The sequence below is a fragment of the Microbulbifer sp. ABF4_143 genome (assembly GCF_056160225.1).
The window spans coordinates 46800-72598 of sequence record NZ_JBSWWT010000001.1 but is presented as its reverse complement, the minus strand read 5'-3'; the positions used below and the strand labels follow the sequence as shown (position 1 = coordinate 72598).

At 61.7% G+C, this 25799-nt stretch carries 25 protein-coding genes; 15 read left to right on the top strand and 10 right to left on the bottom strand.

What is annotated here, in order from left to right; genetic code table 11:
* Positions 1-6 precede the first annotated feature (6 nt).
* Entirely contained in the window at positions 7-771 is a 765-nt protein-coding gene (locus tag ACXAF3_RS00360; RefSeq protein ID WP_475110314.1) for a FadR/GntR family transcriptional regulator, read from the bottom strand.
* A 198-nt stretch (positions 772-969) separates the two neighbouring features.
* Positions 970-1851, bottom strand: coding sequence for a LysR family transcriptional regulator (locus ACXAF3_RS00355; protein ID WP_475110313.1), 882 nt, complete (start codon positions 1849-1851; stop codon positions 970-972).
* 172 nt (positions 1852-2023) lie between these two features.
* On the opposite strand from ACXAF3_RS00355, the gene ACXAF3_RS00350 reads away from it, so the two are divergent.
* Positions 2024-2800, top strand: a complete 777-nt coding sequence (locus ACXAF3_RS00350) for a ferredoxin--NADP reductase (RefSeq protein WP_475110312.1) — start codon at positions 2024-2026, stop codon at positions 2798-2800.
* Between the two features lie 118 nt (positions 2801-2918).
* On the opposite strand, the gene ACXAF3_RS00345 is transcribed toward ACXAF3_RS00350, so the two are convergent.
* Positions 2919-4301: a nicotinate phosphoribosyltransferase gene (locus tag ACXAF3_RS00345; protein WP_475110311.1), complete on the bottom strand. Its 1383-nt coding sequence runs from the start codon at positions 4299-4301 to the stop codon at positions 2919-2921.
* A 144-nt stretch (positions 4302-4445) separates the two neighbouring features.
* Here ACXAF3_RS00345 and ACXAF3_RS00340 point away from each other — a divergent pair, with 144 nt between their 5' ends.
* The 6 genes from ACXAF3_RS00340 (at position 4446) to ACXAF3_RS00315 (ending at position 9401) form a co-directional block, all read left to right on the top strand.
* Positions 4446-4901 carry a hypothetical protein gene (locus ACXAF3_RS00340; protein ID WP_475110310.1) on the top strand — a complete coding sequence of 152 codons (456 nt, stop codon included), beginning with the start codon at positions 4446-4448 and terminating at the stop codon, positions 4899-4901.
* 29 nt (positions 4902-4930) lie between these two features.
* The gene (locus tag ACXAF3_RS00335) at positions 4931-5593 is read left to right on the top strand and encodes a PspA/IM30 family protein (protein WP_475110309.1); all 663 of its coding nucleotides are present in this window, start codon (positions 4931-4933) and stop codon (positions 5591-5593) included.
* Complete coding sequence (locus ACXAF3_RS00330) at positions 5593-6243, top strand: YqiJ family protein (RefSeq protein ID WP_475110308.1); 651 nt, start codon at positions 5593-5595, stop codon at positions 6241-6243. Before ACXAF3_RS00335 ends, ACXAF3_RS00330 begins: the two co-directional genes overlap by 1 nt.
* A 21-nt stretch (positions 6244-6264) precedes the next feature.
* The gene (locus tag ACXAF3_RS00325; RefSeq protein WP_475110570.1) at positions 6265-7959 is read left to right on the top strand and encodes a flotillin family protein; all 1695 of its coding nucleotides are present in this window, start codon (positions 6265-6267) and stop codon (positions 7957-7959) included.
* A gap of 158 nt (positions 7960-8117) precedes the next feature.
* On the top strand, positions 8118-9074 hold the full coding sequence (locus tag ACXAF3_RS00320) for a DnaJ C-terminal domain-containing protein (protein ID WP_475110307.1): 957 nt from the start codon (positions 8118-8120) through the stop codon (positions 9072-9074).
* 9 nt (positions 9075-9083) lie between these two features.
* Entirely contained in the window at positions 9084-9401 is a 318-nt protein-coding gene (locus tag ACXAF3_RS00315; RefSeq protein WP_475110306.1) for a chaperone modulator CbpM, read from the top strand.
* A gap of 28 nt (positions 9402-9429) precedes the next feature.
* Here ACXAF3_RS00315 and ACXAF3_RS00310 read toward each other — a convergent pair whose 3' ends face one another.
* Positions 9430-10413 (bottom strand): calcium/sodium antiporter, encoded by a 984-nt coding sequence (locus tag ACXAF3_RS00310; protein ID WP_475110305.1) that lies wholly within the window; start codon positions 10411-10413, stop codon positions 9430-9432.
* A 363-nt stretch (positions 10414-10776) separates the two neighbouring features.
* Between ACXAF3_RS00310 and hppD the strand changes: the two genes are divergently transcribed.
* From hppD to ACXAF3_RS00290, 4 genes are all read left to right on the top strand, one after another.
* Positions 10777-11868 (top strand): 4-hydroxyphenylpyruvate dioxygenase, encoded by a 1092-nt coding sequence (hppD, locus tag ACXAF3_RS00305; RefSeq protein ID WP_475110304.1) that lies wholly within the window; start codon positions 10777-10779, stop codon positions 11866-11868.
* Between the two features lies 1 nt (position 11869).
* On the top strand, positions 11870-12430 hold the full coding sequence (locus tag ACXAF3_RS00300; protein WP_475110303.1) for a VOC family protein: 561 nt from the start codon (positions 11870-11872) through the stop codon (positions 12428-12430).
* On the top strand, positions 12427-13434 hold the full coding sequence (locus ACXAF3_RS00295; protein ID WP_475110302.1) for a fumarylacetoacetate hydrolase family protein: 1008 nt from the start codon (positions 12427-12429) through the stop codon (positions 13432-13434). The genes ACXAF3_RS00300 and ACXAF3_RS00295 overlap by 4 nt, the downstream gene beginning before the upstream one ends.
* Positions 13435-13751: 317 nt before the next feature.
* Entirely contained in the window at positions 13752-15524 is a 1773-nt protein-coding gene (locus ACXAF3_RS00290; protein WP_475110301.1) for a DUF885 domain-containing protein, read from the top strand.
* A gap of 7 nt (positions 15525-15531) precedes the next feature.
* Here ACXAF3_RS00290 and ACXAF3_RS00285 read toward each other — a convergent pair whose 3' ends face one another.
* Both ACXAF3_RS00285 and ACXAF3_RS00280 read right to left on the bottom strand, forming a co-directional pair.
* On the bottom strand, positions 15532-15744 hold the full coding sequence (locus tag ACXAF3_RS00285; protein ID WP_475110300.1) for a hypothetical protein: 213 nt from the start codon (positions 15742-15744) through the stop codon (positions 15532-15534).
* Positions 15745-15956: 212 nt separating this feature from the next.
* Positions 15957-16121 (bottom strand): hypothetical protein, encoded by a 165-nt coding sequence (locus tag ACXAF3_RS00280; RefSeq protein WP_475110299.1) that lies wholly within the window; start codon positions 16119-16121, stop codon positions 15957-15959.
* Between the two features lie 353 nt (positions 16122-16474).
* On the opposite strand from ACXAF3_RS00280, the gene ACXAF3_RS00275 reads away from it, so the two are divergent.
* Positions 16475-16699 (top strand): restriction endonuclease, encoded by a 225-nt coding sequence (locus ACXAF3_RS00275; protein ID WP_475110298.1) that lies wholly within the window; start codon positions 16475-16477, stop codon positions 16697-16699.
* A 4-nt stretch (positions 16700-16703) separates the two neighbouring features.
* Here the strand turns inward: ACXAF3_RS00275 and ACXAF3_RS00270 are convergent, their stop codons facing one another.
* Positions 16704-17147 carry a GNAT family N-acetyltransferase gene (locus ACXAF3_RS00270; RefSeq protein WP_475110297.1) on the bottom strand — a complete coding sequence of 148 codons (444 nt, stop codon included), beginning with the start codon at positions 17145-17147 and terminating at the stop codon, positions 16704-16706.
* A gap of 2 nt (positions 17148-17149) precedes the next feature.
* Here ACXAF3_RS00270 and ACXAF3_RS00265 point away from each other — a divergent pair, with 2 nt between their 5' ends.
* Positions 17150-17728 (top strand): tRNA-uridine aminocarboxypropyltransferase, encoded by a 579-nt coding sequence (locus ACXAF3_RS00265; RefSeq protein WP_475110296.1) that lies wholly within the window; start codon positions 17150-17152, stop codon positions 17726-17728.
* Between the two features lie 112 nt (positions 17729-17840).
* On the opposite strand, the gene ACXAF3_RS00260 is transcribed toward ACXAF3_RS00265, so the two are convergent.
* Positions 17841-18341 carry a lactoylglutathione lyase family protein gene (locus ACXAF3_RS00260; RefSeq protein WP_475110295.1) on the bottom strand — a complete coding sequence of 167 codons (501 nt, stop codon included), beginning with the start codon at positions 18339-18341 and terminating at the stop codon, positions 17841-17843.
* A gap of 94 nt (positions 18342-18435) precedes the next feature.
* Between ACXAF3_RS00260 and ACXAF3_RS00255 the strand changes: the two genes are divergently transcribed.
* Both ACXAF3_RS00255 and ACXAF3_RS00250 read left to right on the top strand, forming a co-directional pair.
* Positions 18436-19305, top strand: a complete 870-nt coding sequence (locus ACXAF3_RS00255) for a LysR family transcriptional regulator (protein WP_475110294.1) — start codon at positions 18436-18438, stop codon at positions 19303-19305.
* Between the two features lie 173 nt (positions 19306-19478).
* Positions 19479-21728: an OsmC domain/YcaO domain-containing protein gene (locus ACXAF3_RS00250; protein ID WP_475110293.1), complete on the top strand. Its 2250-nt coding sequence runs from the start codon at positions 19479-19481 to the stop codon at positions 21726-21728.
* A gap of 118 nt (positions 21729-21846) precedes the next feature.
* Here the strand turns inward: ACXAF3_RS00250 and mtgA are convergent, their stop codons facing one another.
* The gene (mtgA, locus tag ACXAF3_RS00245; RefSeq protein WP_475110292.1) at positions 21847-22530 is read right to left on the bottom strand and encodes a monofunctional biosynthetic peptidoglycan transglycosylase; all 684 of its coding nucleotides are present in this window, start codon (positions 22528-22530) and stop codon (positions 21847-21849) included.
* A 450-nt stretch (positions 22531-22980) separates the two neighbouring features.
* Complete coding sequence (locus ACXAF3_RS00240) at positions 22981-25434, bottom strand: FG-GAP repeat domain-containing protein (protein WP_475110291.1); 2454 nt, start codon at positions 25432-25434, stop codon at positions 22981-22983.
* Positions 25435-25799: the final 365 nt, after the last annotated feature.

Genomic DNA, 25799 nt, shown 5'->3' with positions numbered 1-25799 from the left:
GAGGAACTATTCGCCCAGGCGGGCGATGGAAAAGCGTTTGCGGCGCTCGGAGACCTCGCGGCGCACCACTTCGACGGCCCGGGCTTCGGTGGCGTCGTGCAGTGCATCGATGGTGCGGGAGAAGTGTCGGCGCATGGCCTGGCGGGCGGCTTGCGGGTCGCGGTTTTCCAGCGCCTGAAGTATATCCCTGTGTTCCGCCAGGCGTTTCTGCCCGTCTTTTTTACAAACGGACTTGTGTACCGCGAGTATATCCGGGGAGTGTTCCTGGATATCCCACAGCTTGTCGATGGTGCTCATCAGCACCCGGTTGTTAGTGGCTTTGGAGATGGCCTCGTGGAATTTGCGGTCGGCGCGTTCTGAAGTGAGGTTGCCCGCTTCGTTTTCGCGCACCATGTCCCGGTAGGCTTCGCGCAGCTCTTCGAGCTGCTCTTCGGTGATCATGGTCGCGGCCAGGGCCGCCGCCTCGCCCTCCACGAGCACCCGGGCCTCGGTCAGTTCAAACGGGCTGAAATCCTTGGCGTCGTCGAAGGTGCTGACCGGCTCGAGCACGTAAACCCCGGCCCCGGTGCGCACAGCCACCCGCCCCATAACTTCCAGGGCGATGATCGCCTCCCGAATGCTGGGGCGGCTGACGTTGAACATTTCCGAAAGTTCGCGCTCGGAGGGCAGGCGCACGCCGGGCGGGTATTCGCCACTGTCGAGCAGGGCGAGCATCTTCTCGACCACCTGCTGGTAGATTCGGCGGCCGGTACCGATTGATTCAGTTTTCATGGTCTCTTTCCGGAAGCATCAGCAATTGCCGTGAAGTTAGGCCGCCGGGGTGGGTGGCTATCTTGTTAGATGCGCCGGGCGGCTGGGATCCGCGGCCTTGATCGGTGGGACACGGACGATACTGGTTAAGATATTAACACGATTGGTCTTACAGGCAATCTCCACTGGTCTGATAGCAGGCGGTGGCAGATCCGGTCGTTAGGCCACCTGCCGACACAGTTCCAGCCAGCGCTCGATACCCGCACTCCTGTATTTCTGCCGGTGCAGCGCGAAGTAGAACTCGCGCGAGAAGTCCCGCTGCGGCACCGGCAGTTCCACCAGAGAACCGCGCTTCAGTGCATCGGTCAGCGACACGCGAGACAGACAGCTGATGCCGAGCCCCGCCTCCACCGCGCGCTTGATTGCCTCCGTGTGCTGCAGCTCCAAGCGTATATGCAGCTGCGGCAACAGGCCGGTCATCGCGCGTTCGAAGGTCTGGCGGGTGCCGGAGCCGGGTTCGCGGGTGATCCAGGTGGCGGCGACCAGGTCCCGGTCCGACAGGCGCCTGCGCCCGGCCAGCGGGTGCTCCGGCGCGCAGAAGACCACCAGTTCGTCGTCGCGCCAGGGGATCATCTCCAGATCCGGGTGATTCAGCTCCCCCTCGATCAGGCCCAGATCCAGCTCGAAGTTCAGCACCCCCTCGGCGATGGCGGAGGTATTGTCCACCTCCAGCTGCACCCGCGCCCCCGGCTGTTCCTCCATATAGCGGGCCATGACCCCGGCGGCCAGATAGTTGCCGATGGTCAGGGTCGCGCCTATCTTCAGTCGCCCCAGGTCGCGGTGTGCGGCCAGCGCCTGCTCCAGTTCCCGCGCCCGCTCCAGCAGCGCCTCCGCCCGCGGCCACAGCTGGCGCCCCAACTCGTTCAGGCGCAGCCGCTTGCCGGTGCGCTCGAACAGGCGCAGTTCGAACTGCTGTTCGAACTCCTTCAGCGCGGTGGAGGCGGCGGACTGGGACATGTTCAGGCTCTCCGCCGCGCGGCTCACATTCTGGTAGTGGGCGCAGGCGAGGAAGACTTCCAGCTGGCGCAGGGAGTAGCGCAAAATGGCCCCCAGATCTTTATCTGTAAAACCGATAACAAGTATTGAAATATCCCATTTTGCCAATAGATATTCCAGGGCTAGAATTCAACCATTAAGAGAATTCAGGAATAACTGGTTCTAATTTTAGATTAAAATTGAATATGCGCCACTGTATAGAGTTGAATGGGAAGTTATGAGCAATCTGAATATTGAGAAGGTGTTGGCAGTCCACCACTGGAACGACACTTTGTTCAGCTTCAAGACCAGCCGCGATCCGAGTTTCCGCTTCGAGAACGGCCACTTCACGATGATCGGCCTGCCGCAGGAGAACGGCCGCCCGCTGCTGCGCGCCTATTCGATTGCCAGCGCCAACTACGAGGACGAGCTGGAATTCTTCAGCATCAAGGTGCCGAACGGCCCGCTGACCTCGCAGCTGCAGAAAATCAAACCCGGCGATGAGATCTTCGTCAGCCGCAAGCCCACCGGCACCCTGGTGGCGGATCACCTGCTGCCGGGCAAGCGCCTGTGGTTGCTGTCCACCGGCACCGGCCTGGCGCCCTTCCTCAGTATCATCAAGGATCCGGATGTCTACGAGCGCTTCGACCAGGTGATTCTGACCCACGGTGTGCGCTATGTATCCGAACTGGCCTATCAGCAGCATATCGAGCAGGAGCTGCCGAACCACGAGTATTTCGGCGAGATGGTGCGCGAACAGTTGCTCTACTACCCGACCGTGACCCGCGAGCCGTACCGCAACAACGGCCGCCTGACCGATCTGATGCTGTCCGGCAAGATCTTCAAGGATTTGGGTGTGCCCAGGCCGAATGTCGAGGAGGACCGCTTTATGCTCTGCGGCAGCCCGGCGATGCTGAAGGATCTGACCGCGATTCTCGACGACTGGGGCTTCCGCGAGACCCGCGCCGGCGTGCCGCACGAGTATGTGATCGAGCGGGCCTTCGTCGAGAAATAAATTCTTCCGGATCTTTACTATTCCGTGTAGGAGCGGCCCATGGCCGCGATCGGATTCCAGAGAAATCGGATAGGTCGATCGCGGCCATGGGCCGCTCCTACAGGTGCCTTGCCGCAGTTCAGATCTCCGCCCGCGCGCGCACCTCATCGAAAGTCGTTTCCAGCAGCAGCCGCCCGTCGCGATAGACAGGCCGCAGCAGGTTGTCCCTGTTCCCCAGCTTTTCCAGCGCCACCGTGCGGAATTTATTGTGCGAATCTCGCACCAGCGCCAGGCGCCCGCGTTTGGATTTCTTCGCCGGGCCTGTGACCGGGTTCTTGTATACATCGTGCCAGCGGCCGTCGATGCGTATCGCGCTGGCCTTCATCGCGAAGCTGAGCAGGTCCCGGTCCAGCTTCTGCAGTAACTCGCCACCCATGCCGAAGGTCACATTGTCCGCGCTCTGCTTGCGCGCCTTCATCGCCTGCAGGATTTTGGGGATCGAGCGCCGGGACACGCCGTCCCCCTGAATCACGCGGATAAAGTCCGGCAGCACCCGGTAGCCCCTGCTGTTTGCCCTGGAGCCGAAGATGCGCATCAGCCGCTCGATAGTCTCGGTGACTATGGGCACCGGCTCGCCGGAGTCGGGCCGGATCACTACTGTGCCGCCATTGTCGATCACCCGCTGCCTGAGCACACCGCCCCAGATATTTTCGATCGCGTTCCACAGGTCGTAGCTGTCGCTGACCACCGCCACCATTTTGTCCGGCCCGGCGAACCGGTCGAGCATATTCGCGTAGGCATCCGCCTCCCGCTCCTTGCCCCAGGCGGTGATGGTGCTGTGCTCGGCGGCCGGTATCGAGTAGCCGGCCATGTCCGCAGCGTAGAATTCGCGCGCCGCCACCAGCCCGGACACCGTGTCCGTGCCCTGGAAGTTCACCAGGTGCGCCATGCCGCCGAGCATCGCCGTCTCCAGGCTGCTGGCGCCGCGGGCGCCGAAGTCGTGCAGCTTGAACGGCAGGTTGTCGAGGGTGTCCGCGGTTTCCTTCAGGTAGCCGGCGATGACCTTCTTGATCTCGCGGCTCTGGGTCGCGACGGTGACCGGATACCAGATGGCGCGCACCAGCGCCGTCTCGATATAGCTGGTCAGCCAGAAGCAGGCGGGACAGGTGTTCACCAGCTGCAGCATCACATTGTGCAGCGGCACCAGTGTGCCCTCGGGCACCGCGGAGATCTCCAGTGGCAGCAGGCCGCCGTGGGCCTCGAGAATGTGCTCCCAGCCGGCGCGGTGGCAGGGCAGGCCGTGGGCGTGCAGCATCGCCTCCGCCTCGTCGATATCCGCGGAGGAGATAGGCGCCAGAAGATACTGCTTGATAAACGCCTGCAGACCGAAGAACAGCGCCTCGGGAAACTCGCCGCCGCGGCACTCGATGTAACTGCTCACATACTCGGCGCCCGGCGGGTACTGCAGGTAGTGGCTGGCCTTGTAGCTGTCGACGTTGAGAATTAGGTTGTGCGCGGACATGCTGTTCATCCAGTAAGCAAAGCACAGTGGCACCGGCCTGTCCGCGCGGCGCCCAAATCGTCCCCGGTGGAAAATGCACAAATTATGCGTTGACCGCTCGAGCCGGCATGTGTACGTTTGTATACGCATACGGAAGGGACGACGATGCTGAATAAATCGCAATCCATATCGGCGCGCCTGTCAGCGGACGACTACGCCTACCTGATGTCCATCGACCGCAACGGCGCCGTCACCCAGAGCGAGAAGGTGCGCGAGCTGATCGCAATGGCGCGGGAATCCGTCGGCTTGCAGAGCTTCGCTCGCGCCTATATCGCCTCCACCGAATCCATCCTCCCGATCAAGGCCCGCTACGCCGAGGAAAGCCACCGAAGCCTGCTGGTGGAAGCACTGCTGGAGCTGCTCGCCGAAGGCGCGGCAGCGGTGCAGGCCTGCGCGGACGAGGAGGCGCTCACACCGGCGCTGGAGCGCAGGGCGCTGCCGGCAGTGGAGGCATTCCTGGAAAAGCTTTTGCTGTTCGCGCTGCAGGAGGCGCCGCGCGCCGCCGATCCGCACAGTGCCGAGCGCATCAGAAAACGGGTTCACGGCCTGTTGAACCAATAGTTCAATCAATCGACTGGAAGGAGATAACAATGAAAGAGGGACTGGTAAAACGTATTTCCCGGCTGATATCCGCCTCCGCCAACGCCCTGGTGGACTCGGTGGAAAACGCAACTCCGCAACTGGTGATGGAACAGGCGATCCGCGAGATTGACGACGCCATCGCCGAGGTGCGCGACCAACTGGGCAAGGCCGAAGCGGCCAAGTACCTGAGCAGCAAGACCCTGAACGACGAAAACAGCCGCCACAGCGCGCTGGCGGAGCAGATCGATATAGCGGTGAAAGAGGGCCGCGACGATCTGGCCGAGGCGGCCATCGCCAAGCAGATGGATATCGAGGCGCAGCTGCCGGTACTGGAAAAGGCCATCGGTGACGCCGATGCGGAGATCAAGGAGCTGAACGCCTATATCGGTGCGCTACAGGGCAAGAAGCGCGAGATGCGCGAGCAGCTGCGCGAATTTGCCAAAGCCAGCGAGCATGTCAGCAACGGCGCCAGCGCTGAGCAGCGCGGCAGCAGCCGCGCCACCGCGGACAGGATCGATCAGGCCACCGACGCCTTCAACCGCGTGCTCGAGCGCGCCGGCGTGCCCACATCGAAAAGCAGCGCAGACGCGAGCAAGCTGGCCGAGCTCGAGGAGCTGGCGCGCAACAACCGCATCAAGGAGCGGCTGGCAAAAATCAAATCGGAGGCTTGATGGCTTTCCTGCTTCAAGACGGCAACCTGCTGTTCACCGGCGCCCTGGTGCTGATGCTGATGATCGCGGTGCTCGAGGGGGTTATGACCCTGATCGGCGCCGGCATCTCCGACCTGCTCGACAACCTGCTGCCGGATTTCGACCTGGACGCGCCGGACACCGAGCCCGGCGGTGTGTTGACAAAATTTCTCGGCTGGCTGCGTTTCGGCGAGGTGCCGGCGCTGATCCTGCTGGTCGCCTTCCTGGTCAGCTTCGGTATCTGCGGCCTGATGTTACAGATGTTCGCCGAATCCCTGCTTGGCTTTTTGCTGCCGGGCTGGCTGCTCGCGGTGCCGGTGTTCCTGCTGGCGCTGCCGCAGGTGCGCCTCGTCGGCAACCTGCTGCGTCGCTTTGCGGTCGGCGACGAGACGGAGGCGGTCGCGCGCAAATCCTTTATCGGCCGCGTGGCCGTGATCACCATCGGCGAGGCCGCGGCCGGCTCACCGGCGGAGGCGCGCTTCAGCGACGAGTATGGCACCACCCACTATGTGATGGTGGAGCCGGACGGAGATGAGACCTTTTCCCAGGGAGAGCAGGTGCTGCTGGTGGAAGAGCGCGGGAGCAATTTCCGCGCAATCCGCCCCACCAGCCAGCACCTGGTAAATCACTAATAAGGAGAAAACCAAGTGAATATGATCGAAAACGTTTCCACGATTTTATTTATGGCCGGTGCCGTGCTGGTCGGCCTGATCGTGATAGGCACCATCTTCGCGCGCCTCTACACCCGCGCCTCCAAGGAGCGCTCCTTTGTGCGCACCGGCATGGGCGGACAGAAGGTGATCATGAACGGCGGTGCACTGGTGCTGCCGGTGCTGCACGAAATCATCCCGGTAAACATGAATACCCTGCGCCTGGCGGTGTCGCGCAAAGAGCACCAGGCGCTGATCACCAAGGACCGCATGCGTGTGGACGTACTCGCGGAGTTCTATCTGCGCGTCAAGCCGGATACCGACGCCATCGCCAACGCGGCCCAGACCCTGGGCCTGCGCACGCTGGACCCCGACGCGCTGAAGGAAATGATCGAGGGCAAGTTCGTCGACGCGCTGCGCTCTGTGGCCGCGGAAATGGAGATGGCAGAGCTGCACGAGCAGCGCAGCCAGTTCGTACAGAAGGTGCAGCAGGTGGTGTCCGAGGACCTGCTGAAAAACGGCCTGGAACTCGAGTCGGTTTCACTGACCGGCCTCGACCAGACCCACAAGGAATTCTTCAACCAGGACAATGTGTTTGACGCCGAGGGTCTGGCCAGCATGACCCGCTCCATCGAGGCGCGGCGCAAGGAAGTGAACGACGTCGAACAGGAAACCATGGTGCAGATCGAGAAGAAAAATCTCGAGGCGGAGCGCCAGAAGCTGGAGATCGAAAAGGAGAAGCGCTACGCCTATCTGGAACAGCAGCGCGAACTGGAAAACCGCGAGGCGGCGCAGAAGGCCGATATCGCGCGCGAGCAGGCCGCCCAGGAGCGCGCCGCGCGCCAGGCGGAGATCGAGGCCCAGCGCGAGGTGGACCAGGCGCGTATCGCCGCCGAACAGGCCACCAAACTGCTGGAAATTGAAAAGGAGAAACGCCTGCAGGAGCAGGAGATAGAGCGCGAGCGCATCCTAGAGGAGCAGCGTATCTCCAAGCAGAAGTCCGTCGAGATCGCCGAGCAGGAGCGCGCCATCGCGGTTGCGGAGAAATCCAAAGAGCAGTCGGTTGCCGACCAGCAGGCCAACGTGGCCCTGGCCGATGCGGTGAAAGCCGAGGAGCAGGTGCGCACCGCCAAGGATGTGGAGGTCGCCGAGCGGGACAAGCGCATCGAAATCATCGAGGCGCAGAAAGAGGCCGAGCGCCAGGCCACCGCGATCAAGGTGGCCGCGGAAGCGGAGAAGGCCGCCGCGGAAGACAAGGCCGAGGCCCTGCGCCTGCAGGCCGCCGCCGAGGCGGAGGCTGTGCGCATCAAGGTGGAGGCGGACCGCGAGAAGTACGCGGTGGACGCCGAGGGCCAGCGCCTGATGAACGAGGCCTTCAACAGCCTCAACGACGCGCAGATAGCGCTGAAGAAGGTCCTCAGCCTGCACGAGAACCTGCCGCATATCATCCGCGAGAGCGTCAAGCCGCTGGAGAGCATCGAGGGCATGAAGATCATCTCCGTCGAGGGCCTGAACGGTATCGACGGCCGCGCCAGCGGCGGCATCCTCGACAGCGAGGGCGATGCCAAGGGCCAGAGCCTGCCGGAAGCCCTGGTCGGCAGCGCCCTGAAACACCGCGCCATGGCGCCGCTGGTCGACTCGCTGCTGAAGGAGGCGGGCGTCGGCGACCTGAGCCGGGTGCCGGAAACCGAGAGCTGACCCTTCACCAAGCCGCCCTCCGGGCGGCTTTTTTGTAGGATGGGCAAAGCGCAGCGTGCCCATCGATGGCAGGTGACGGCCCCGCCGCCCTCTGCCCATCCCGCTGTCGCTCCCTGCGGCCATGGCGGAGCCGGCGATCTTCGGCTTTTATTAAAGCCATGGAATACAAGGACTACTACAAGATTCTCGGCCTGCAACGCGACGCAGATCAGGCGGAGATCAAGCGGGCCTACCGCAAGCTGGCGCGCAAATACCACCCGGATGTCAGTGCGGAGGCCGGCGCCGAGGATCGCTTCAAGGAAATCAGCGAGGCCTATGAGGTGCTCAAGGATCCGGAGAAGCGCGCCGCCTACGACCAGCTCGGCAGCGGCTGGCAGGCGGGCCAGGAGTTCCGCCCGCCGCCGGACTGGGACCGGGGTTTTGAGTTTCGCGGCGGCGGCTTCACCGAGGCGGATCCGGGCATGTTCAGCGACTTCTTCGAGAGTCTCTTCGGCGGCGGCTTCGCCCGCGGCCACTTCGGCGACAGGGGCAACACGCGCTGGCGCCAGTACCGCGCCCAGGGGGAGAACACCTACGCCAGAATCCATATCGACCTGGAGGACAGCTACCGCGGCGCGACGCGGCAGATCACTCTCAGCCACCGGGAGCCGGGCGCCGACGGCCGCGCGCAGATCCGCGAGCGCAAGCTCAACGTGAAGATCCCGAAGGGCGTGACCGAGGGTCAGCAGATACGCCTGGCCGGGCAGGGCGAACCGGGCACGGGCTGCGGCGCGGCCGGCGATCTCTACCTGGAAATCCACTTCAACCCGCACCGGCTGTTCCGCCCGGAGGGCAAGGATGTGTTCCTGGATCTGCCCCTGGCGCCCTGGGAGGCGGCCCTGGGCGCCGCCATCGAGGTGCCGACGCCGCAGGGGCCGGTCAAGCTGACGATACCGCCGAACAGCCAGAGCGGGCGCAAGCTGCGCCTCAAGGGGCGCGGCATCCCGGCGCGGGAGCCGGGGGATCTGTTTGCGGTGCTCAAGGTGGTCGCGCCGCCGGCGCACAGCGAGGCGGAGAAGGAGGCCTATCGCCAGCTAAGCCGCGCCTTCCACTACAACCCCCGCAAGGGCTTCTGAGGTAGCGCCATGGCAAGCGACACGGAAAAAGAAATCAGCGCCGCTCTGCTGGACGAAGAGGTCGAGCTGACCCTGAGCGAACTCTGCCGCGCCTGCGGGCTGCCGGCGGAGGAGATCATCGCGCTGGTGGAGGAGGGCGTTATAGAGCCGCGCGGCGGCGCCCACGCCCAGTGGCGTTTCAGTGGCATCTGCGTGCGCCGCGTGCGCAGGGTCTACACCCTCGAGCGGGACCTGGGCGTCAACCGGGCCGGCGCCGCGCTGGCGATAGAGCTTCTTGAGGAGATAGAGCGCCTGCAGGCGCAGCTGCGGCGCTTCGAGGAGCGGTAGGGGCGGCCGCTGGCCGCCCCAAAAAGCGTCAGGCGGTGGCCGCGCGGGTAATGGTCACCACCAGGTAGGCGGTGTAGGCGATATAGGCTGCGAGCAGCGCCGCGCCTTCCCAGCGGTTGATGCGGCCCTGGCCGCGAAAGCCGTAGCCGAAGATGAACAGCGCCACCGTCAGGCCGACAACCATCGGCCAGTCGCGCGTCATCACCTCCGGCGGCACGTCGGACATGGGCGCTATGGCGCCGGCGATACCCACCACCGCCAGCAGGTTGAACATATTCGAACCCACCACATTGCCGATCGCGATATCGTGCTCGCCCTTGCGCGCGGCGATCACCGTGGCCGCCAGTTCCGGCAGGGAGGTGCCGAGCGCGACTATCGTCAGGCCGATCACCAGGTCGCTGACCCCCAGGGACTCGGCGATGGTCACCGCGCCCCAGACCAGGATGCGCGAGCTGACGATCAACAGCGCCAGGCCGGCCGCGACCCAGAAGAGCGCGCGCCCGAGCGACATCGAATGAATCTCCAGCTCGCTCTCCATATTGCTCTCCAGAATGTCGCCCTTGCCGCGCAGCGCCGAGACCACGGACCAGCCGATCAGGCCGAAGAAGCCCGCCAGCAGCACCAGCGCCTCCCAGCGCGCCAACTGGTCGTTCCACAGGAAGGCGCCGGTCAGGCAACTGATCGCGAGCAGCAGCGGCAGCTCCTTGCGCACTATCTTCGAGTGCACCGTCAGCGGGATCAGCAGCGCGGTAAAACCGAGAATCAGGCCGGTGTTGGTGATGTTGGAGCCGTAGGCATTGCCGAGCGCCAGGCCCGGACTGCCGTCCAGCGCGGCCATGGCGGACACCACCATCTCCGGCGCCGAGGTGCCGAAGCCGACGATCACCATGCCGATCAGCAGCGACGGCATACCGGCGTGCTTGGCGGTGGCGGCGGCGCCCTCGACGAAGCGGTCGGCGCTCCAGACCAGCAGGGCGAATCCGGCGATGATGGCGAGGGCGGCGAGAAGCATAGGTGGTCCTTATCTGGCATCCAGGTTGGGGCAATAGCCCGGCAGGTTGGGGGGCGATTGTACCGGCTCTGGCGCAGACAGAAAGGGCGGGGTGAACAGGGCGCCGGCGGGCGCGCGTCGAGCCCTCCGGCCGGTGGGGTTTGGCGCCGCGCCCGACTACAGTGAAGGCTGCTGATCGGGGAGTGCCTGCCGTCGCCCGGCGATGCGCACGGCCGTGTGTGACCGGGTGCCGCTATCGGGTTTCCGCCTGCGGCCCCCACTTGACATTAGTTACACCTGCAACTAACTTCGTTGCGCTTGAAACTAACAAGTCGCCACCGCCCTCCACGCGGCGGCGCAAAGACACAGATAACGGAGGACCATATGGCCGATTTGTTTGAAAACCCGATGGGCCTCGATGGCTTTGAGTTCGTCGAATTCACCGCGCCGGAGAAAGGCATCCTCGAGAACGTCTTCGCGGCCATGGGCTTCGAGAAGGTGGCCCGCCACCGCTCCAAAGACGTCGAGCTGTGGCGCCAGGGCGATATCAACTTCATCACCAACTACGAGCCGGGCAGCCACGCCGACTACTACGCCCGCGAGCACGGCCCCTCCGCCTGCGGCCTGGCCTTCCGCGTCAAGGACGCCAAGTTCGCCTACGAAGAGGCGCTGAAGAAGGGCGCCCAGCCGGTGGAAGTGCAGACTGGCCCGATGGAGCTGCGCCTGCCGGCCATCAAGGGTATCGGCGGCGCCACCCTGTACCTGATCGACCGCTATGAAGACGGTTCCTCCATCTACGATATCGACTTCAACTGGTTCGAGGGCGTCGACCGCCACCCGAAAGGCTGCGGTTTCCACACCCTGGACCACCTGACCCACAACGTCTATCGCGGCCGCATGGAGTACTGGGCCAAGTACTACGAAGACCTGTTCAACTTCCGCGAGATCCGCTACTTCGATATCAAGGGCGAGTACACCGGCCTGCTGTCCAAGGCCATGACCGCGCCGGATGGCAAGATCCGCATCCCGCTGAACGAGGAGGCGGCCGGTGGCGGCGGCCAGATCGAAGAATTCCTGATGAAGTACAACGGCGAGGGTATCCAGCACATCGCCTTCGCCTGCGACGACCTGATCGCCTGCTGGGACCGCCTCAAGGAGCGCGGCATGGAGTTTATGACCCCGCCGCCGGACACCTACTACGAGATGCTGGAAGAGCGCCTGCCCGGCCACGGCGAGCCCACCGACGAGCTGAAGAAGCGCGGCATACTGCTCGACGGCACCACCGAGGGCGGCCAGCCGCGCCTGCTGCTGCAGATCTTCTCCGCCAATATGCTCGGCCCGGTGTTCTTCGAGTTTATCCAGCGCAAGCAGGACGAGGGCTTTGGCGAGGGCAACTTCAAGGCCCTGTTCGAGTCCATCGAGCGCGATCAGCTCAAGCGCGGCGTCATCAAGCAGGACGAAAAGAAAGAGGCCTGATATGGCGATCAAACGCATTCACCACGTCGCCTACCGCTGCCGCGATGCCAAGGAGACGGTGGCGTTCTACCGCGACCTGCTCGGCATGGAGTTCCAACTGGCCATCGCCGAGGACAAGGTGCCCTCCACCGGCGAGCCGGACCCCTATATGCATGTCTTCCTCGATGCGGGCATGGGCAATGTGCTGGCCTTCTTCGAACTGCCCAACTCCCCGGATATGGGCCGCGACGAGAATACCCCCAAGTGGGTGCAGCACATCGCGCTGGAAGTGGAGAGCATGGACGAACTGCTGGCGGCCAAGGCCAGGCTGGAAGCCGCCGGCGTCGAGGTGCTGGGTCCGACGAACCACACCATTTTCCAATCCATCTACTTCTTCGACCCCAACGGCCACCGCATCGAGCTGGCCGCGAATACCGCCAAGCCCGGCATGCACGAAGAGCTGAAGCGGGTGGCCGAGGATATGCTCGAGGAGTGGTCGCGCACCAAGAAGGCGCCCAGGCACGCCGCCTGGATGCACGGCGAGGAAGAGTTCAAACCGACTGTTGAAACGGAGGCACAGTGAAGCTAGCCAGTCTCAAATCCGGCCGCGACGGCCAGCTGGTTGTCGTCAGCGACGACCTGACACGCATGGCCCCGGCCGCCGAAATCGCGCCGACCCTGCAGAGCGCGCTGGACAACTGGGCCGAGATCGCCCCCAGGCTGGAGCGGCTGCACGCGCAGCTCGAAAGCGGCGAAGTCGAGGGCGAGCCCTTCGATCAGACCCAATGCCACTCGCCGCTGCCGCGCGCCTACCACTGGGCCGACGGCAGCGCCTACGTCAACCACGTGGAGCTGGTGCGCAAGGCGCGCGGCGCCGAGATGCCGGAGAGCTTCTGGACAGATCCGCTGATGTACCAGGGCGGCTCCGACAGCTTCCTGGCCCCGCGCGAGCCGATCCTGATGCCCCAGGCCGAGGGTTTCGGTATCGACTTCGAGGCCGAGATAGCAGTCATCACCGACGACGTGCCGATGGGGGTGACCCCGGAGCAGGCGCTCGGGCACATCAAGCTGGTGATGCTGGTCAACGACGTCTCCCTGCGCGGCCTGATCCCGGGTGAACTGGCCAAGGGCTTCGGCTTCTACCAGTCCAAACCGAGCAGCGCCTTTTCTCCTGTCTGCGTGACCCCGGAACAGCTGGGCGACAAGTGGAAAGACGGCAAGCTGCACCTGCCGCTGCAGTCCTTCCTCAACGGCGAGAAGTTCGGCGAGCCCAATGCCGGCGTGGATATGACCTTCCACTTCGGCCAGCTGATCGCCCACGCCGCCAGGACCCGCCCGCTGTGCGCCGGCACCATCATCGGCTCCGGTACCGTGTCCAACAAGCTGGACGGCGGCCCCGGCAAGCCGGTGGCCGAGGGCGGCGTCGGCTACAGCTGCATCGCCGAGATCCGCATGATCGAGACGATCCAGCAGGGCCAGCCGAGCACGCCGTTTATGCAGTTCGGCGACAAGATCGCGATCGAGATGCTGGACGACAACGGCCAGTCCATCTTCGGGCGCATAGAGCAGACGGTCGAACAGGCGTAAACACGCCCAGGGGCAACTGCCCCAACTGTGGGAGCCTGCCCTGCAGGCGATTCCCCCAACGAAAAAGGCCATCCGTTGCGGTGGCCTTTTTTGTACCCGAAAAACCACACCGGTAGCCCGGATGCAGCGAAGCGGAATCCGGGAACTCACCCCGCCAAAAGCTTCCCCCCCCACCGATCCCGTCTGAACAGACCCACCACAAACGGTAAAGTGACCCAATATCCGGAGTGCCAGGCCTGGTAGGATGGGCAAAGGAGCGCAGCGACGTGCCCATCACCCGAAGCCCCGGACGCGCAAACAACCTGGAGAGCAGAATAATGCTATCGCGGCCCCCGAAGTTCCTGTTTATTGTGTATATGGTCACCTGGCTGGTCGCCCCCAGCACCTGGGCCACCACCGCCACCGAACAGCTGCAATCCATCATCGACGACCACTGGCAATACAGCCTCAAAGAAGACCCCATCACCGCCGGCCGCATGGGCGTGCCCGACTACAACGACCGCCTCCCCGGCGTCGCCCCCGCAGACCGCGCCCGCCGCCTGAAGGCGGAACAGGAATTCCTCGCCCGCCTGAACAAGATAGACGCGGAACAGCTGAACGAATCCGACCGCGTCAACCTGGAACTGCTCACCTGGGTGCTGCAGAACTCCGTCGAGGGCAACCAGCTCTTCCTCGACCGCATCCCGTTCAACACCTTCTACAGCTTCTGGAGCTCTGCCCTGGAGGCCAATAACGGCCTGGCCATGCCCGGCGTGGAGGACTACGAGGACTATATAGCGCGCATCCGGGATTTCGGCCGCTACTTCGACGAAAACATCGCCAATATGCGCCAGGGCATAAAGGACGGCTTCGTGCAGTCGAAAATCGTCGTCGAGGGCGTGGCGCCGACCGTGCGCGCCCAGGTCAAAGACGATCCGAAGCAGAGCAGCCTCTACGAACCCTTCGAAAATATGCCCGCGACCATTTCGAAGAAGGAGCAGCAGCGGTTGCGTGCCGAAGGTCAGCAGGCCATTGAGGACGCCGCCATTCCCGCCTTCGCGCGCGTGGCCGACTTCCTAGAAGGCGACTATATGCAGGCCGCCACCGACACCATCGCCGCCGAAGACCTGCCCGGTGGCAAGGACTACTACCGCCACGGAATAAAAACCTACGTCACACTGGATATGGACCCGGCCGAAATCCACCGGATAGGCCTGGCCGAAGTGAAGCGCATTCGCGCGGAAATGGAATCGCTGGTGCGGGAATCCGGCTTCGACGGCAGCCTCGAGGCGTTCACCGAATTCCTGCGCACCGACCCCCAGTTTTACGCAAAGACCCCGCAGGAGCTGCTCAAGGAAGCGTCCTATATCGCCAAGAAAATCGACTACCAGCTGCCGGAATTCTTCGGCCTGCTGCCGCGCCTGCCCTACGGCGTGGTGCCGGTGCCGGATGAAATCGCCCCCAACTACACGACGGCTTCCTACAACCCGGCCGCCGTCGGCGGTACCCGCGGCGGCGCCTACTGGCTCAACACCCACGCCCTGGACCAGCGCCCGCTGTACGAACTGCCGGCCCTGACCCTGCACGAAGCCGTCCCCGGTCACCATTTGCAGGGCGCCCTGAGCCTGGAACTGGAAAACGTCCCCGACTTCCGCCGCAACCTCTACCTCAGCGCCTTCGGCGAGGGCTGGGCCCTCTATTCGGAGCGCCTGGGCAAAGAGATGGACGATATCTACACCACCCCCTACGAACACTTCGGCCGCCTCAGCTACGAAATGTGGCGCGCCGCGCGCCTGGTGATCGACACCGGCATCCACTCCCAGGGCTGGACCCGCCAGCAGGCGCTGGATTTCCTCGCCGACAACACCTCCCTGTCTCAGGCCAACGTGCGCGCCGAAGTGGACCGCTATATCTCCTGGCCGGGGCAGGCGCTGTCTTACAAGATGGGGGAGATCAAGATTCGCGAGCTCAGGGCGAGGGCCGAGAAGGCGCTTGGGGATCAGTTTGATCTGCGGGAATTTCACGATTCGGTGTTGGCGAATGGGGCTCTGCCGATGGAGATGCTGGAGGCGCAGATGGAGAGGTTTATCGCCGAGGCGCGCAACCAGTGAGCGGTGCTCAATTCGAGCCAACTTGGCTGCCAAACTCCCCTACCGCCGGGCAGTGCCAGTCTTTGATGCCGGCACTGCGGGCCGCACTTTTATAAAGGCTGGAGCGCTGCGACGGTGCAGCATTGCGAATAGCGGCCCACGCCTGATAGGCGTCGCTTGAAACTGGAATCCTTTCGATGAGCAGGGAGTCCAGTTTCTCTGCACGCTCCTGTGCAGTCATTGTGGGGTAGCTTTCCGTTTTTACGAGATTTGTGAATTGTTCACAAAATAGTTCGAAATTTCTATTATCGTGGCCTGCGACTCGATCGTTCTTAGGCGTGCAGGCAGAAATTGTGATCAATATAGAGAGTATTATTCTGAATCTAATATTCATTTCGTCAAAAAATTTGGAAATTTAATATAGGGGCCGTTGTGGCCCCGCAAGATAGAAAATTATTTTCTAAAGGACTTATTTTTAATATCTGTCCCTTGGCGAAATACGGCTTGCTGTAGCTTCGCCGTTAGCTCCTTTGGATCAACTTCATTCGAAAGCGGAGTTTTCTGCTTTTCGGATGAGTTCAGGTGTTTTTCATCTTTGTCATCCTCGTCTACAACCATTTTTCCGTCTTCTCTGGGCTTGCCTCAATGAAGTCCAGCCGCAGACTTCCACAGTTGTAAGTGGGGCGGCCAAATGACAAGGCATTGAGTTGTCCCTTGTTCCACACAGCACACTCAAAGCGCTTTGGATATCGGAATTTAAGATCCGGGTAGCTGCCTGCCCAGTCCCAATTAACCCGCCGCTCCGGATGCGCAGACCAAGAGTCGGCGGCCCTTAAAACGGATTGATTTATAGTCGTTAAAGTCAAATTCGGGTGGTCGCTTTTTAGGTGCTTCTCGGTGGCGGTTAGTACCATCTCCCTAACATGTTCGTAGTGTAGTGGCCAAAATAACTTGACCACTACACACAGCAGTTGCGCAGCTTTCTCGGCGCCCTGCGCGATGGGGACACCGGCCTTTATGTCAGCACCGGTGGATTCAGCAAAGATGCACGTTACGAGGCCGAGCGGGCTACGGTTCCGGTTACCCTGGTTGATATCGATGATTTGGCCGATTTAGTGGTTTCACACTATGAAGCTTTCGATCTCGAAGGGCGCGCTCTGCTTCCATTGATACGGGTCTACTGGCCGGCGGAGTAGCAGCTCAACTGTCGGTGCTCTGAAAGCGCATTAATGCAATATCGCGTCCCTGGCGCAGATAGGTGTGGAATCGATCCAGTATCGCCGATGGCTGCCCGCCTTCGTCTTCCTCTACAAATCCGAGGGAGCGATAAAACGGCACCAGGTGCCGGTAGGGAAAGGTAAAAGTCTGATCGTCGAACTTTTCCGCCATACTGTTCAGCAGCAGACGGGCGACACCCTGACCCTGAGAATCAGGTGCCACGGCCACTCCCGCCAGCAATTGAGCGCCCGTCAGCTGCCTCAGACAACCACAGGCAATAATCTGCTGCTGTGCATCCCTGATCACCATACAGGAATCATGCCGCCGCGCTTTGCCGCGGAATTTATACGTGCGGTAAAATTTATTCGCCAGTGGTATCTCCGCTTCAGAGAGCCACTGGGCCGAAAATTCCTTATCTAGACTCATCTATGCCGCGCCAAATCTGCCCAACCTGCCAGCGCCCGCCGAAGGTCTGTTACTGCAGCGCACTGGTCCACATCGCCAATCGGATCAAGGTGCTGATCATACAGCACCCGCTGGAGCAGAAGCACCCGTTCAATACCGGGCGTATGGCGCATCTGTGTCTGGACAACAGCGGGCTGGTGGTGGCGGAGCGCCTGTCCGAGGAGGCGCTGGCACGGCTGCTGGCACCGCGGTCGGCGCTGCTCTATCCGTCGCTGGAGTGGCTGCCGGTGGTGGAGCAGGTAGAGGCTGGAACTGTGCAGGCTCGGGCGCTGCAGCAGCTGGTCGTGATCGATGCTAGCTGGCGCAAGTCCAAGAAGATGCTGCATCTGCACCCGACGTTGCAGCGGTTGCCGCGGGTCAGCTTTGAGGGGGAGTTGCAGTCCAACTATCAGATCCGCCATTCCTCTCTCGCCAACAGCCTGTCGACGCTGGAGAGTATTGTGGTTGCGATGCAGCAATTGGAGCCGGAGTCGAACTGCGAGCGCCTGTTACAGCCGTTTGAGCGGATGATTGCGCTGCAGCGACAGAGTTCCGGTGCGTAACCGCTCGATAGCGAGTTGACGTTCATCTGGCGCCTGTGACAAAACGGAAGCGGCGAGTGCGCGAGCCGGTGGGGAGCGGTGGACCGGCCCGCTTCCGATTTTGGGCCGGCTGTTAGTAAGCGCCGGCACTGTAGATCAATTCATAGCTGTGGCTATACAGCTCCAGGATATTGCCAAACGGATCTTCCATATAGATCATCCGGTACGGCTTCTCACCCGGGTAGTAGTAACGGGGTTTTTCCATGCGCTTTTTGCCGCCGGCGGCAACGATACGCTCGGCCAGTTCCTCTAGATTGGGATCCTGCACGCAGAAATGGAAAATTCCGGTTTTCCAGTATTCGAAGTTGTCTTCCGGGTTTTCCTGGTTGTTGAACTGAAATATCTCGACACCGATGCGGTCACCGGTGGACAGGTGGGCGATACGGAAGCTGCCCCAGCCCGCGCCGAACACGTCGGTACACATCTGTCCAATGGCGCTGTCGTCCTCCTCGATCAGCGTGGGTTCCATAATCAGGTACCAGCCCAATACCTGGGTATAGAATTCAACCGCCTTGTCCAGATCGGGGACGGAAATACCGATGTGGGAAAAAGTTCTCGGATAGACGTTGCTCATTTGAGGTGCTCCTGCGTTGAAGTTGCACGCAGATTACAAGCTATAGTTAATAACGTGAAATAATCATTTGAAATGCAAATGAGCACAAAAAGTGATGATTAATACGACCTGGCTCCGCACTTTCTGCACCCTCGCCGAGGTGGGTCATTTCACGCGGACCGCCGAGCGCCTGCATATGACCCAGTCCGGTGTGAGCCAGCATCTGCAGAAGCTGGAGAGCCAGCTTGGCCACGCCTTGCTCGACCGGGAAGGCAGGCAGTTTACGCTCACGGATGCCGGGGAGCGCCTGTATTCAGAAGGGCGCAAGATCCTGCTGGCGCTGCAGAATCTCGAGCAGAGTGTGGGGGAGGATCCGGCCTACGAGGGGCGGGTGCGGGTCATGTCGCCGGGCAGTGTCGGGCTGCGCTTGTATCCCCAGTTGCTGGCGCTGCAACAGCGGTATCCGGCCCTTGTCATCGACTATCGCTTTGCCCCCAACCAGGACGTGGGAAACGCGATCGCCAGTGACGAAATCGATATCGGCTTGATGTCGAGGGCGTCGACGCGCGAGGAGGTCAGCTGTCAACGGGTCGCTGAGGAAGAGTTATTGCTGGTCACGCCCGCCAAGGTGGCCAGGCCCGGCTGGCAGCAGTTGCTGGCGCTGGGGTTTATCGATCACCCGGATGGCTCCCACCACGCCGGCCTGTTGCTCGGGGCGAATTATCCGGAGTTCGAGGGTGCCAGCATGTTCAGGAAGCAGGGCTTCTCCAACCAGATCGGGCTGATCCTGGAACCGGTGAGCAGGGGGCTGGGGTTCACCGTATTGCCCGCCTACGCAGTGGAGGCCTTTCTGAGGCCAAAGCTGGTCCGTGTACACCGTCTGCCGAAGCCGGTCAGTGAAACTTTATATCTGGTCAGCCGCCGGCAGCGGGTGATGCCGAACAGGGTGACTACTGTTATCAACGAAGTAATGAAGAAGCTGTAAACCGTGATGCTGACACGCCACCGTCTGGCGCCGGTGAGAAGGTCGGATCTTTGTTGCCGCGCCCTGTCGCCTCAGGTGCGGATCAGGCAGCGGTTAGCGAAGACGCAAAGCTCCGAAATCTGCATAATGGCGCGCCCCAGTTACCCCTGAACCGCACACCTGGTAGTCCCGCAATGGAAATCAACGTCAATTTTCTCGATAACCTCCGGCTCGAAGCCAAGTTCGACGACTTCACGGTCATCACCGATCAGCCGATCCGCTACAAGGGCGATGGCTCGGCGCCGAGCCCGTTCGACTACTTCCTGGCGTCCTCCGCGCTCTGCGCGGCCTATTTTGTTCGCGTTTACTGCCTGTCGCGCAATATTCCAACCCACAATATCCGCCTGTCGCAGAACAATATTGTCGACCCGGAAAACCGCTACAACCAGATCTTCAAGATCCAGGTGGAGCTGCCGGAGGAACTCTCCGAGAAGGACCGCCAGGGCATACTGCGCTCGATCGACCGCTGCACGGTCAAGAAGGTGATTCAGACGGGCCCCGAGTTCCAGATAGAGCCGGTGGAGAACCTGGCCGAGGACGCCCAGGCGCTGCTGATGGTGCAGCCGGACGCCGAGCACCGCACTTTTATCGAGGGCAAAGACCTGCCACTGGAGCAGACCATCGCGAACATGACCAAGATCCTCGAGGATCTCGGCATGAAGATAGAGATCGCCTCCTGGCGCAATATAGTGCCGCATGTGTGGTCGCTGCATATCCGCGATGCGGCCTCGCCGATGTGCTTTACCAACGGCAAGGGCGCCACCAAGGAGGCCGCCCTGTGTTCGGCACTGGGGGAGTTTATCGAGCGCCTGAACTGCAACTTCTTCTACAACGACCAGTACTTCGGCGAGGAAATTGCCCACGCCGACTTCGTGCATTACCCGAACGAAAAGTGGTTTGCACCGGGGCCGGACGACGCGCTGCCGGAAGGCATCCTGGATGAGCACACGCTGCCCATCTACAACCCGGACGGCGAGCTCAGGGCCTCGAATCTGATTGACACCAACTCCGGCCGCGCCGACCGCGGCATCTGCTCGCTGCCGTTTGTGCGCCAGTCCGATGGCGAGCTGGTGTACTTCCCGTCGAACCTGATCGAGAACCTGTTTCTCAGCAACGGCATGAGTGCCGGCAATACGCTGGCCGAGGCGCAGGTGCAGTGCCTGTCGGAGATCTTCGAGCGAGCGGTGAAAAAGGAGATCATCGAACGGGAAATTGCGCTGCCGGATGTGCCCCGTGCGGTGCTGGAAAAATATCCCGAGATCCTCGAGGGCATAGCCGCGCTGGAAAAGCAGGGCTTCCCGATTCTGGTCAAGGATGCCTCCCTGGGCGGTCGCTTCCCGGTGATGTGCGTGACGCTGATGAACCCGCGCACCGGCGGTGTCTTCGCGTCCTTTGGCGCGCATCCGAGTTTCCCTGTGGCGCTGGAGCGCAGCCTGACCGAACTGATGCAGGGCCGCAGCTTCGAGGGCCTCAACGACGTGCCGCCACCCACCTTCAACAGCCAGGCGGTGACAGAGCCGAATAACTTTGTCGAGCACTTTATCGATTCCACCGGGGTGGTCTCCTGGCGCTTCTTCAGTGCCAGGTCCGATTACGAATTCGTCGAGTGGGACTTCTCCGGCAATCACTCGGATACCAACGAGACCGAGGCCAGCCGCCTGTTCAGGATACTCGCCGAGATGGGCAAGGAGGTGTACGTGGCCACCTACGAGGAGCTGGGCGCGCCGGCCTGCCGCATCCTGGTGCCGGGCTATTCCGAGGTGTACCCGGTCGAGGACCTTATCTGGGACAACACCAACAAGGCCCTCGACTACCGCGAGGATATCCTGAACCTGCACGCGCTCGGCGACGAACAACTGGAAGATCTGGTGGAGCGCCTGGAGGAAAGCCAGCTCGACAACTACGAAACCATCATCAACCTGATCGGTGTCGAGTTCGACGAGAATACCGTCTGGGGGCAGCTGACGATTCTGGAACTGAAGCTGCTGATCTACTTGGCGCTGCAGCGGCACGAGGAGGCGCTGGAACTGGTGGAGACCTTCCTGCAGTACAACGACAATACCGTCGAACGCGGGCTTTTCTATCAGGCGATGAACGCGGTGCTGGAAATTACGCTCGATGACGAGCTTGAGCTGGACGACTACATCGCCAATTTGCGGCGCATGTTCGGCGACGAGACGATGGATGCGGTGGTCGGCTCGGTGAATGGCAGTGTGCGCTTTTACGGACTGACGCCGACCAATATGCAGCTGGAGGGGCTGGATAAACACCTGCGCCTGATCGAGAGTTACAAAAAACTGCACGCGGCGCGGGCGGCGAAAGCGAGAGAGAGGCGAGAGGAGCGTCGAGTCAATAGCGGCCCGGTTTCCCGCCGCGGGGCATGACGCTATGGCAGCCCCGCGTACAGGGCGTTGCTGCTGGCGGCAACTCGCGAATGCGGGCGTGGACTGAAGCCTATCGCGGTTATATGTCCGCGCGCGGAATCACGCCGCGCCTCGCCGTTCAGAGCCAGTGCAAATAGCGGTAACCGCCGAGTTGCCGCACCTGCCGGTTGATCGCGGCGGCGCGGCTGCGCACATAGCTCGACGGATATTTGGCCGACATCCTTTTCGGGTTCGGCAGGACCGCCGCCATGCGCCCGGCCTGCCACGAATTGAGATGCTGTGCCGAGGTGCCGAAGAAGTTCTTCGCCGCCGCTTGGGCGCCGTAAATCCCGTCTCCGAATTCGGCGATATTCAGGTATACCTCCAGAATCCGCCTCTTGGGCCAGAGCACCTCCATCAGCAACGTGAACCAAGCCTCCAGCCCCTTGCGCAGGTAGCTGCGGCCGTGCCAAAGGAACAGGTTCTTGGCGGTCTGCTGGGTGATGGTGCTGGCGCCGCGCACGCGCCTGCGGTCCTCGCTGAGGGCCTTCTGCAGCGACGCGAAGTCGAAGCCGAAGTGCCGGGGGAATTTCTGGTCTTCCGCGGCGATGACGGCCATCTGCAGGTTCGGCGAAATCTGCTCCAGCGGGCGCCACTGGTTCTGTGCCTGCCGGCCGCTGTGCAGCTCCCAGGCGAAGATCACCGCCGAAGAGGGCGGATCTATCCAGCGCAGGGCCAGTACCAGCAGCGCCGTGCCGGCGAAGAAGGTGACCCCGAACCAGAAGCCGAGTCTGGCGGCGCGTTTCAGAGGGCGGGACAACATAGGTTTCATCGTTGCTAATCGCGGTTTCTCCAGTGAGACGCCGGCCGCTGCCGAAGGTTCCAGGCGCAGTCTGGACGGTGGGGCTGAGCTGCGCTCAAGGCCGCGCAGTCGGCGCTACCTGGTCCAACAAGCGATAAATTCCCGCCCGACGGCGTGCTGTGGCAGCGAGTGTGACTCTTCCTCGATTCCCTGTTCTTTTTCCATTGCGGTCACGCGCCGATTGGCGGCGGCGAACCGGGCGGCGGGATCATTGAGCCCTTTATTGAGTGCATCGCCATACAGCGCCGCGCTGAACCAGATGCACTCGGGGTCATCACTGCAGCCGAAGGAAGTGCGGTCCGGTACCCCGAAGGCGAATACCACGCGGTTTGGTTTCGTCAGAGCCCACGAGAAGCAGGCGCACAACGTGCACTTCTGTCTGTTGCAGTAGGTGTGTCCTGCTTAATGTGTTCAGTCCTGGATTGTCCCGTAATAGGTTAGATCCCCGTACCCAACCACCACGCCGGCACTACCGGGCACTACGATATCGGGGTGGCCATCTAAATTGACATCGGCGATGCCGGCGCTGGCGTCGTCCCAGGGGGAGAAATCTTTGTGTAGAAAGTTCAGGGTGAAGTTGTGATCCCCCTGGTTCATGATGGCCTGTGCTTCGTATGTACCCGTAAGCAGTAAGTCGGTGCGCCCGTTGCCGTCCAGATCGGCAAACTGCACGCCCTGGCGGTTATCGCCGGAGAAGTCGAACTGAGCAATTTCTGTGTGTTCGACAAAACTGCCATCATCGCTCCGGTACAGAATATTGAGGAACTGGCCGTTGAGGATCACTATCTCGGCGAAACCGTTACCGGTCAGATCCGCGGCGGCGAGCCCGGGAACGTTGGTATTGAACGATGTATCCACAATGGTTTCCGTGAAGCCCTCTTCCCGGTTGTAGAAGATCCGCACCTGCTCCGCGTCGGTGTAGACATCGGTGTAGATAGCGATGGCATCCTCGCGGCCGTCATTGTCTATATCCGCCAGACTGGCATCGTCGGTCCAGCTCGTCAGTAGTGGTATTCGCACGGCCTCTCCCAGGCCGCTATCTCCCTGCGCCCAGTAGACGTATTCCAGTTCGGAACAGGCGCGCAGGGCAATCAGGTCGTTTTTGTCGTCCCCGTTGACGTCTTCGATGGTAATCTCGCGGATATAGTTGTAGTCCTCGCGGTTGCAGGGGGATTCCGGAAACGCCAGTTTGGTCACAGTGTTGTAGTTGCCATTGCCATCCTGTGAAGCTACAACCATGGCCTGGTTATCCGAGCTGACGATTTCCGCTCGCCCGTCACCGTCGAGGTCCCCGGTAATCAGGTACTTGTTGCCCGCCGGTACGGATTCCGCGCGGGCGAAGGTGCCATCGCCATTATTCAGAAAAATTTCGCTCTCTATTTGTGTGTTATCCACTCGGTATAGCGAGACGATATCGGCGGCCTTGTCGCCGTTCAGATCCGCGGCAGCTGCCGACATGGATGAGGGACCGTATTGCCCCGCAACTCGGGCGCTGACCACGATGGGTACATCGCCGCTGTTGATGGTGGTAGAGCTGTAAAAGTCCTGACCGCGTGCACTGACGGTGAAACTGTGGCCGTAGGGAGATAGTGACGTGACCGTATTGTGTGGTGTGTGGTTGTTCTCCTCCAGCGCGGTCTCCCCATCGAAACCGCTGGTAGCGGAGCTCCAGATGACGTCATCTTCATCCCAGGGGCCATTGAGACCGCTGGTGGCATCCAGAGCGTAGGCGGGCTGCGCGGTATCGAGCGGTTTTACCTCCAGGCCCGCGTTCAGCTGCTCTACCGAATAGGTTTCGTTGGTAAGGTTTTCCCACACAGTAATACTGGACGTGGAGCGGGACTCATTTTCACCATCAGAGACGTAGAGATTGAAAACGTAGTCACCGGCCAGATCCGGCTGGAAGGTGAAGTAGGGCGTGTTGGGATGTTGTAGTTTAAAGGCGCTGTCAGCGGGCTTGGCCACCAGTTCCCAGCGATAGGAAAGGAAATTGCCGTCGGCATCGTGACTGTAGAGGCCGTGCACGAAGGTATCCAGGCGTTCCCGGCTGCTGAGGGGTTCCCCCGGATTGGAAACAGGTGCATAGCTGTTATGAAACGTTGCCTGGGCGTCGCTGTTATTGAGCAGTTCCCAGGTAACGCGGTTACCGGTCTCGAGCTGGCCATCGCCGTCTTCATCGAGTAGCAGCGCAGCAAAGGTGGCGTTGAGTCCGAACAGCCCGCCCTCACCGTCGCCCTGGAAGCGGATCAATCCATTGCGGCCTCCACGCCAGTAGTTGCGGCTCTCCTCCATGCCGAATTCGGCCATCGGACGTTCAGTACGGATGGTGATCTTGCCTTGGGCGGAGTCGTACAGGGTGCCGCTGACTTCAGAGTTGAAATAACTGTAGGGGTAGCCGCTAACAAGTGTTTTGTCGGTAGAGAATTCCTGCAGTTTCAGCTGCCGGCTTTCAACTTGGTCGACGAGGATGAGGTTTAAACGATGGTGGCGGGACTCAGGGCCGGCACCTTCTACGGTACCGTGCATTATGTAAGTGTCGCTGCCGGTACTCAGAGTAAAGTTTTCAAAGGATTGATCGCCGGACGTATAGCTGTAGTAGGAGTTGCCGTCACCCTCTTCATAGCGCTGCACATTCTGGACAATGCGGCCGCTGGCCGTAACACCATCCTCGCTAAAGTCATTGAACTCGACGACTACTTGCGAGCTGTTGACACCGGTGGACGTGACCTCAACGGTAATCTTGCCGCCGCCGGAGCCATCCTTGCTCTGCTTGCTGCTACTGCTACCGGGCTCGACATCGATCCAGAAACTGTCGGCAATTTCCGAAGTACTGGCAGCAACGATCAGGGATCGGGACAGCTCCAACACCGTATCCCGGTTTACCGGCGCCGCTGAGGTGGGGCCGCTATAGCTGGGAGGGGCGGAGCCGGAGCCTCCTCCGCCGCTGGATAAGTCCTGGCTGGAGTCATCGCTACCACCGCCGCCTCCGCCACAGCCGGTCAGCGCGACGGCGGTGAGCAGGCTTGCTGTGAGAATTGCTGGATTTACCGCCGAATGTTTGAATGGCCCCACGAGTCTGTCTCCCCCAAGAAGTGTGGTTATGATTTAACCGGCAAGGATACCAGAAACCTGGGCGCGGGTGTCTGACTGGAGAGCACCACCTATCTCGTGACGGCAAGGACCTCGCTCCTGAGCAGGTAGTTCGATGAGAGTTCTCGCCCGCGATATTG

What these genes read in the sequence shown, in the direction of transcription:
- ACXAF3_RS00360 (WP_475110314.1), bottom strand. Translation starts at nt 771, where the DNA reads ATGAAAACTGAATCAATCGGTACCGGCCGCCGAATCTACCAGCAGGTG.
- ACXAF3_RS00350 (WP_475110312.1), top strand. Translation starts at nt 2,024, where the DNA reads ATGAGCAATCTGAATATTGAGAAGGTGTTGGCAGTCCACCACTGGAAC.
- ACXAF3_RS00345 (WP_475110311.1), bottom strand. Translation starts at nt 4,301, where the DNA reads ATGTCCGCGCACAACCTAATTCTCAACGTCGACAGCTACAAGGCCAGC.
- ACXAF3_RS00340 (WP_475110310.1), top strand. Translation starts at nt 4,446, where the DNA reads ATGCTGAATAAATCGCAATCCATATCGGCGCGCCTGTCAGCGGACGAC.
- ACXAF3_RS00335 (WP_475110309.1), top strand. Translation starts at nt 4,931, where the DNA reads ATGAAAGAGGGACTGGTAAAACGTATTTCCCGGCTGATATCCGCCTCC.
- ACXAF3_RS00330 (WP_475110308.1), top strand. Translation starts at nt 5,593, where the DNA reads ATGGCTTTCCTGCTTCAAGACGGCAACCTGCTGTTCACCGGCGCCCTG.
- ACXAF3_RS00325 (WP_475110570.1), top strand. Translation starts at nt 6,265, where the DNA reads ATGATCGAAAACGTTTCCACGATTTTATTTATGGCCGGTGCCGTGCTG.
- ACXAF3_RS00320 (WP_475110307.1), top strand. Translation starts at nt 8,118, where the DNA reads ATGGAATACAAGGACTACTACAAGATTCTCGGCCTGCAACGCGACGCA.
- ACXAF3_RS00315 (WP_475110306.1), top strand. Translation starts at nt 9,084, where the DNA reads ATGGCAAGCGACACGGAAAAAGAAATCAGCGCCGCTCTGCTGGACGAA.
- ACXAF3_RS00310 (WP_475110305.1), bottom strand. Translation starts at nt 10,413, where the DNA reads ATGCTTCTCGCCGCCCTCGCCATCATCGCCGGATTCGCCCTGCTGGTC.
- hppD (WP_475110304.1), top strand. Translation starts at nt 10,777, where the DNA reads ATGGCCGATTTGTTTGAAAACCCGATGGGCCTCGATGGCTTTGAGTTC.
- ACXAF3_RS00300 (WP_475110303.1), top strand. Translation starts at nt 11,870, where the DNA reads ATGGCGATCAAACGCATTCACCACGTCGCCTACCGCTGCCGCGATGCC.
- ACXAF3_RS00290 (WP_475110301.1), top strand. Translation starts at nt 13,752, where the DNA reads ATGCTATCGCGGCCCCCGAAGTTCCTGTTTATTGTGTATATGGTCACC.
- ACXAF3_RS00285 (WP_475110300.1), bottom strand. Translation starts at nt 15,744, where the DNA reads ATGACTGCACAGGAGCGTGCAGAGAAACTGGACTCCCTGCTCATCGAA.
- ACXAF3_RS00280 (WP_475110299.1), bottom strand. Translation starts at nt 16,121, where the DNA reads ATGGTTGTAGACGAGGATGACAAAGATGAAAAACACCTGAACTCATCC.
- ACXAF3_RS00270 (WP_475110297.1), bottom strand. Translation starts at nt 17,147, where the DNA reads ATGAGTCTAGATAAGGAATTTTCGGCCCAGTGGCTCTCTGAAGCGGAG.
- ACXAF3_RS00265 (WP_475110296.1), top strand. Translation starts at nt 17,150, where the DNA reads ATGCCGCGCCAAATCTGCCCAACCTGCCAGCGCCCGCCGAAGGTCTGT.
- ACXAF3_RS00260 (WP_475110295.1), bottom strand. Translation starts at nt 18,341, where the DNA reads ATGAGCAACGTCTATCCGAGAACTTTTTCCCACATCGGTATTTCCGTC.
- ACXAF3_RS00255 (WP_475110294.1), top strand. Translation starts at nt 18,436, where the DNA reads ATGATTAATACGACCTGGCTCCGCACTTTCTGCACCCTCGCCGAGGTG.
- ACXAF3_RS00250 (WP_475110293.1), top strand. Translation starts at nt 19,479, where the DNA reads ATGGAAATCAACGTCAATTTTCTCGATAACCTCCGGCTCGAAGCCAAG.
- mtgA (WP_475110292.1), bottom strand. Translation starts at nt 22,530, where the DNA reads ATGTTGTCCCGCCCTCTGAAACGCGCCGCCAGACTCGGCTTCTGGTTC.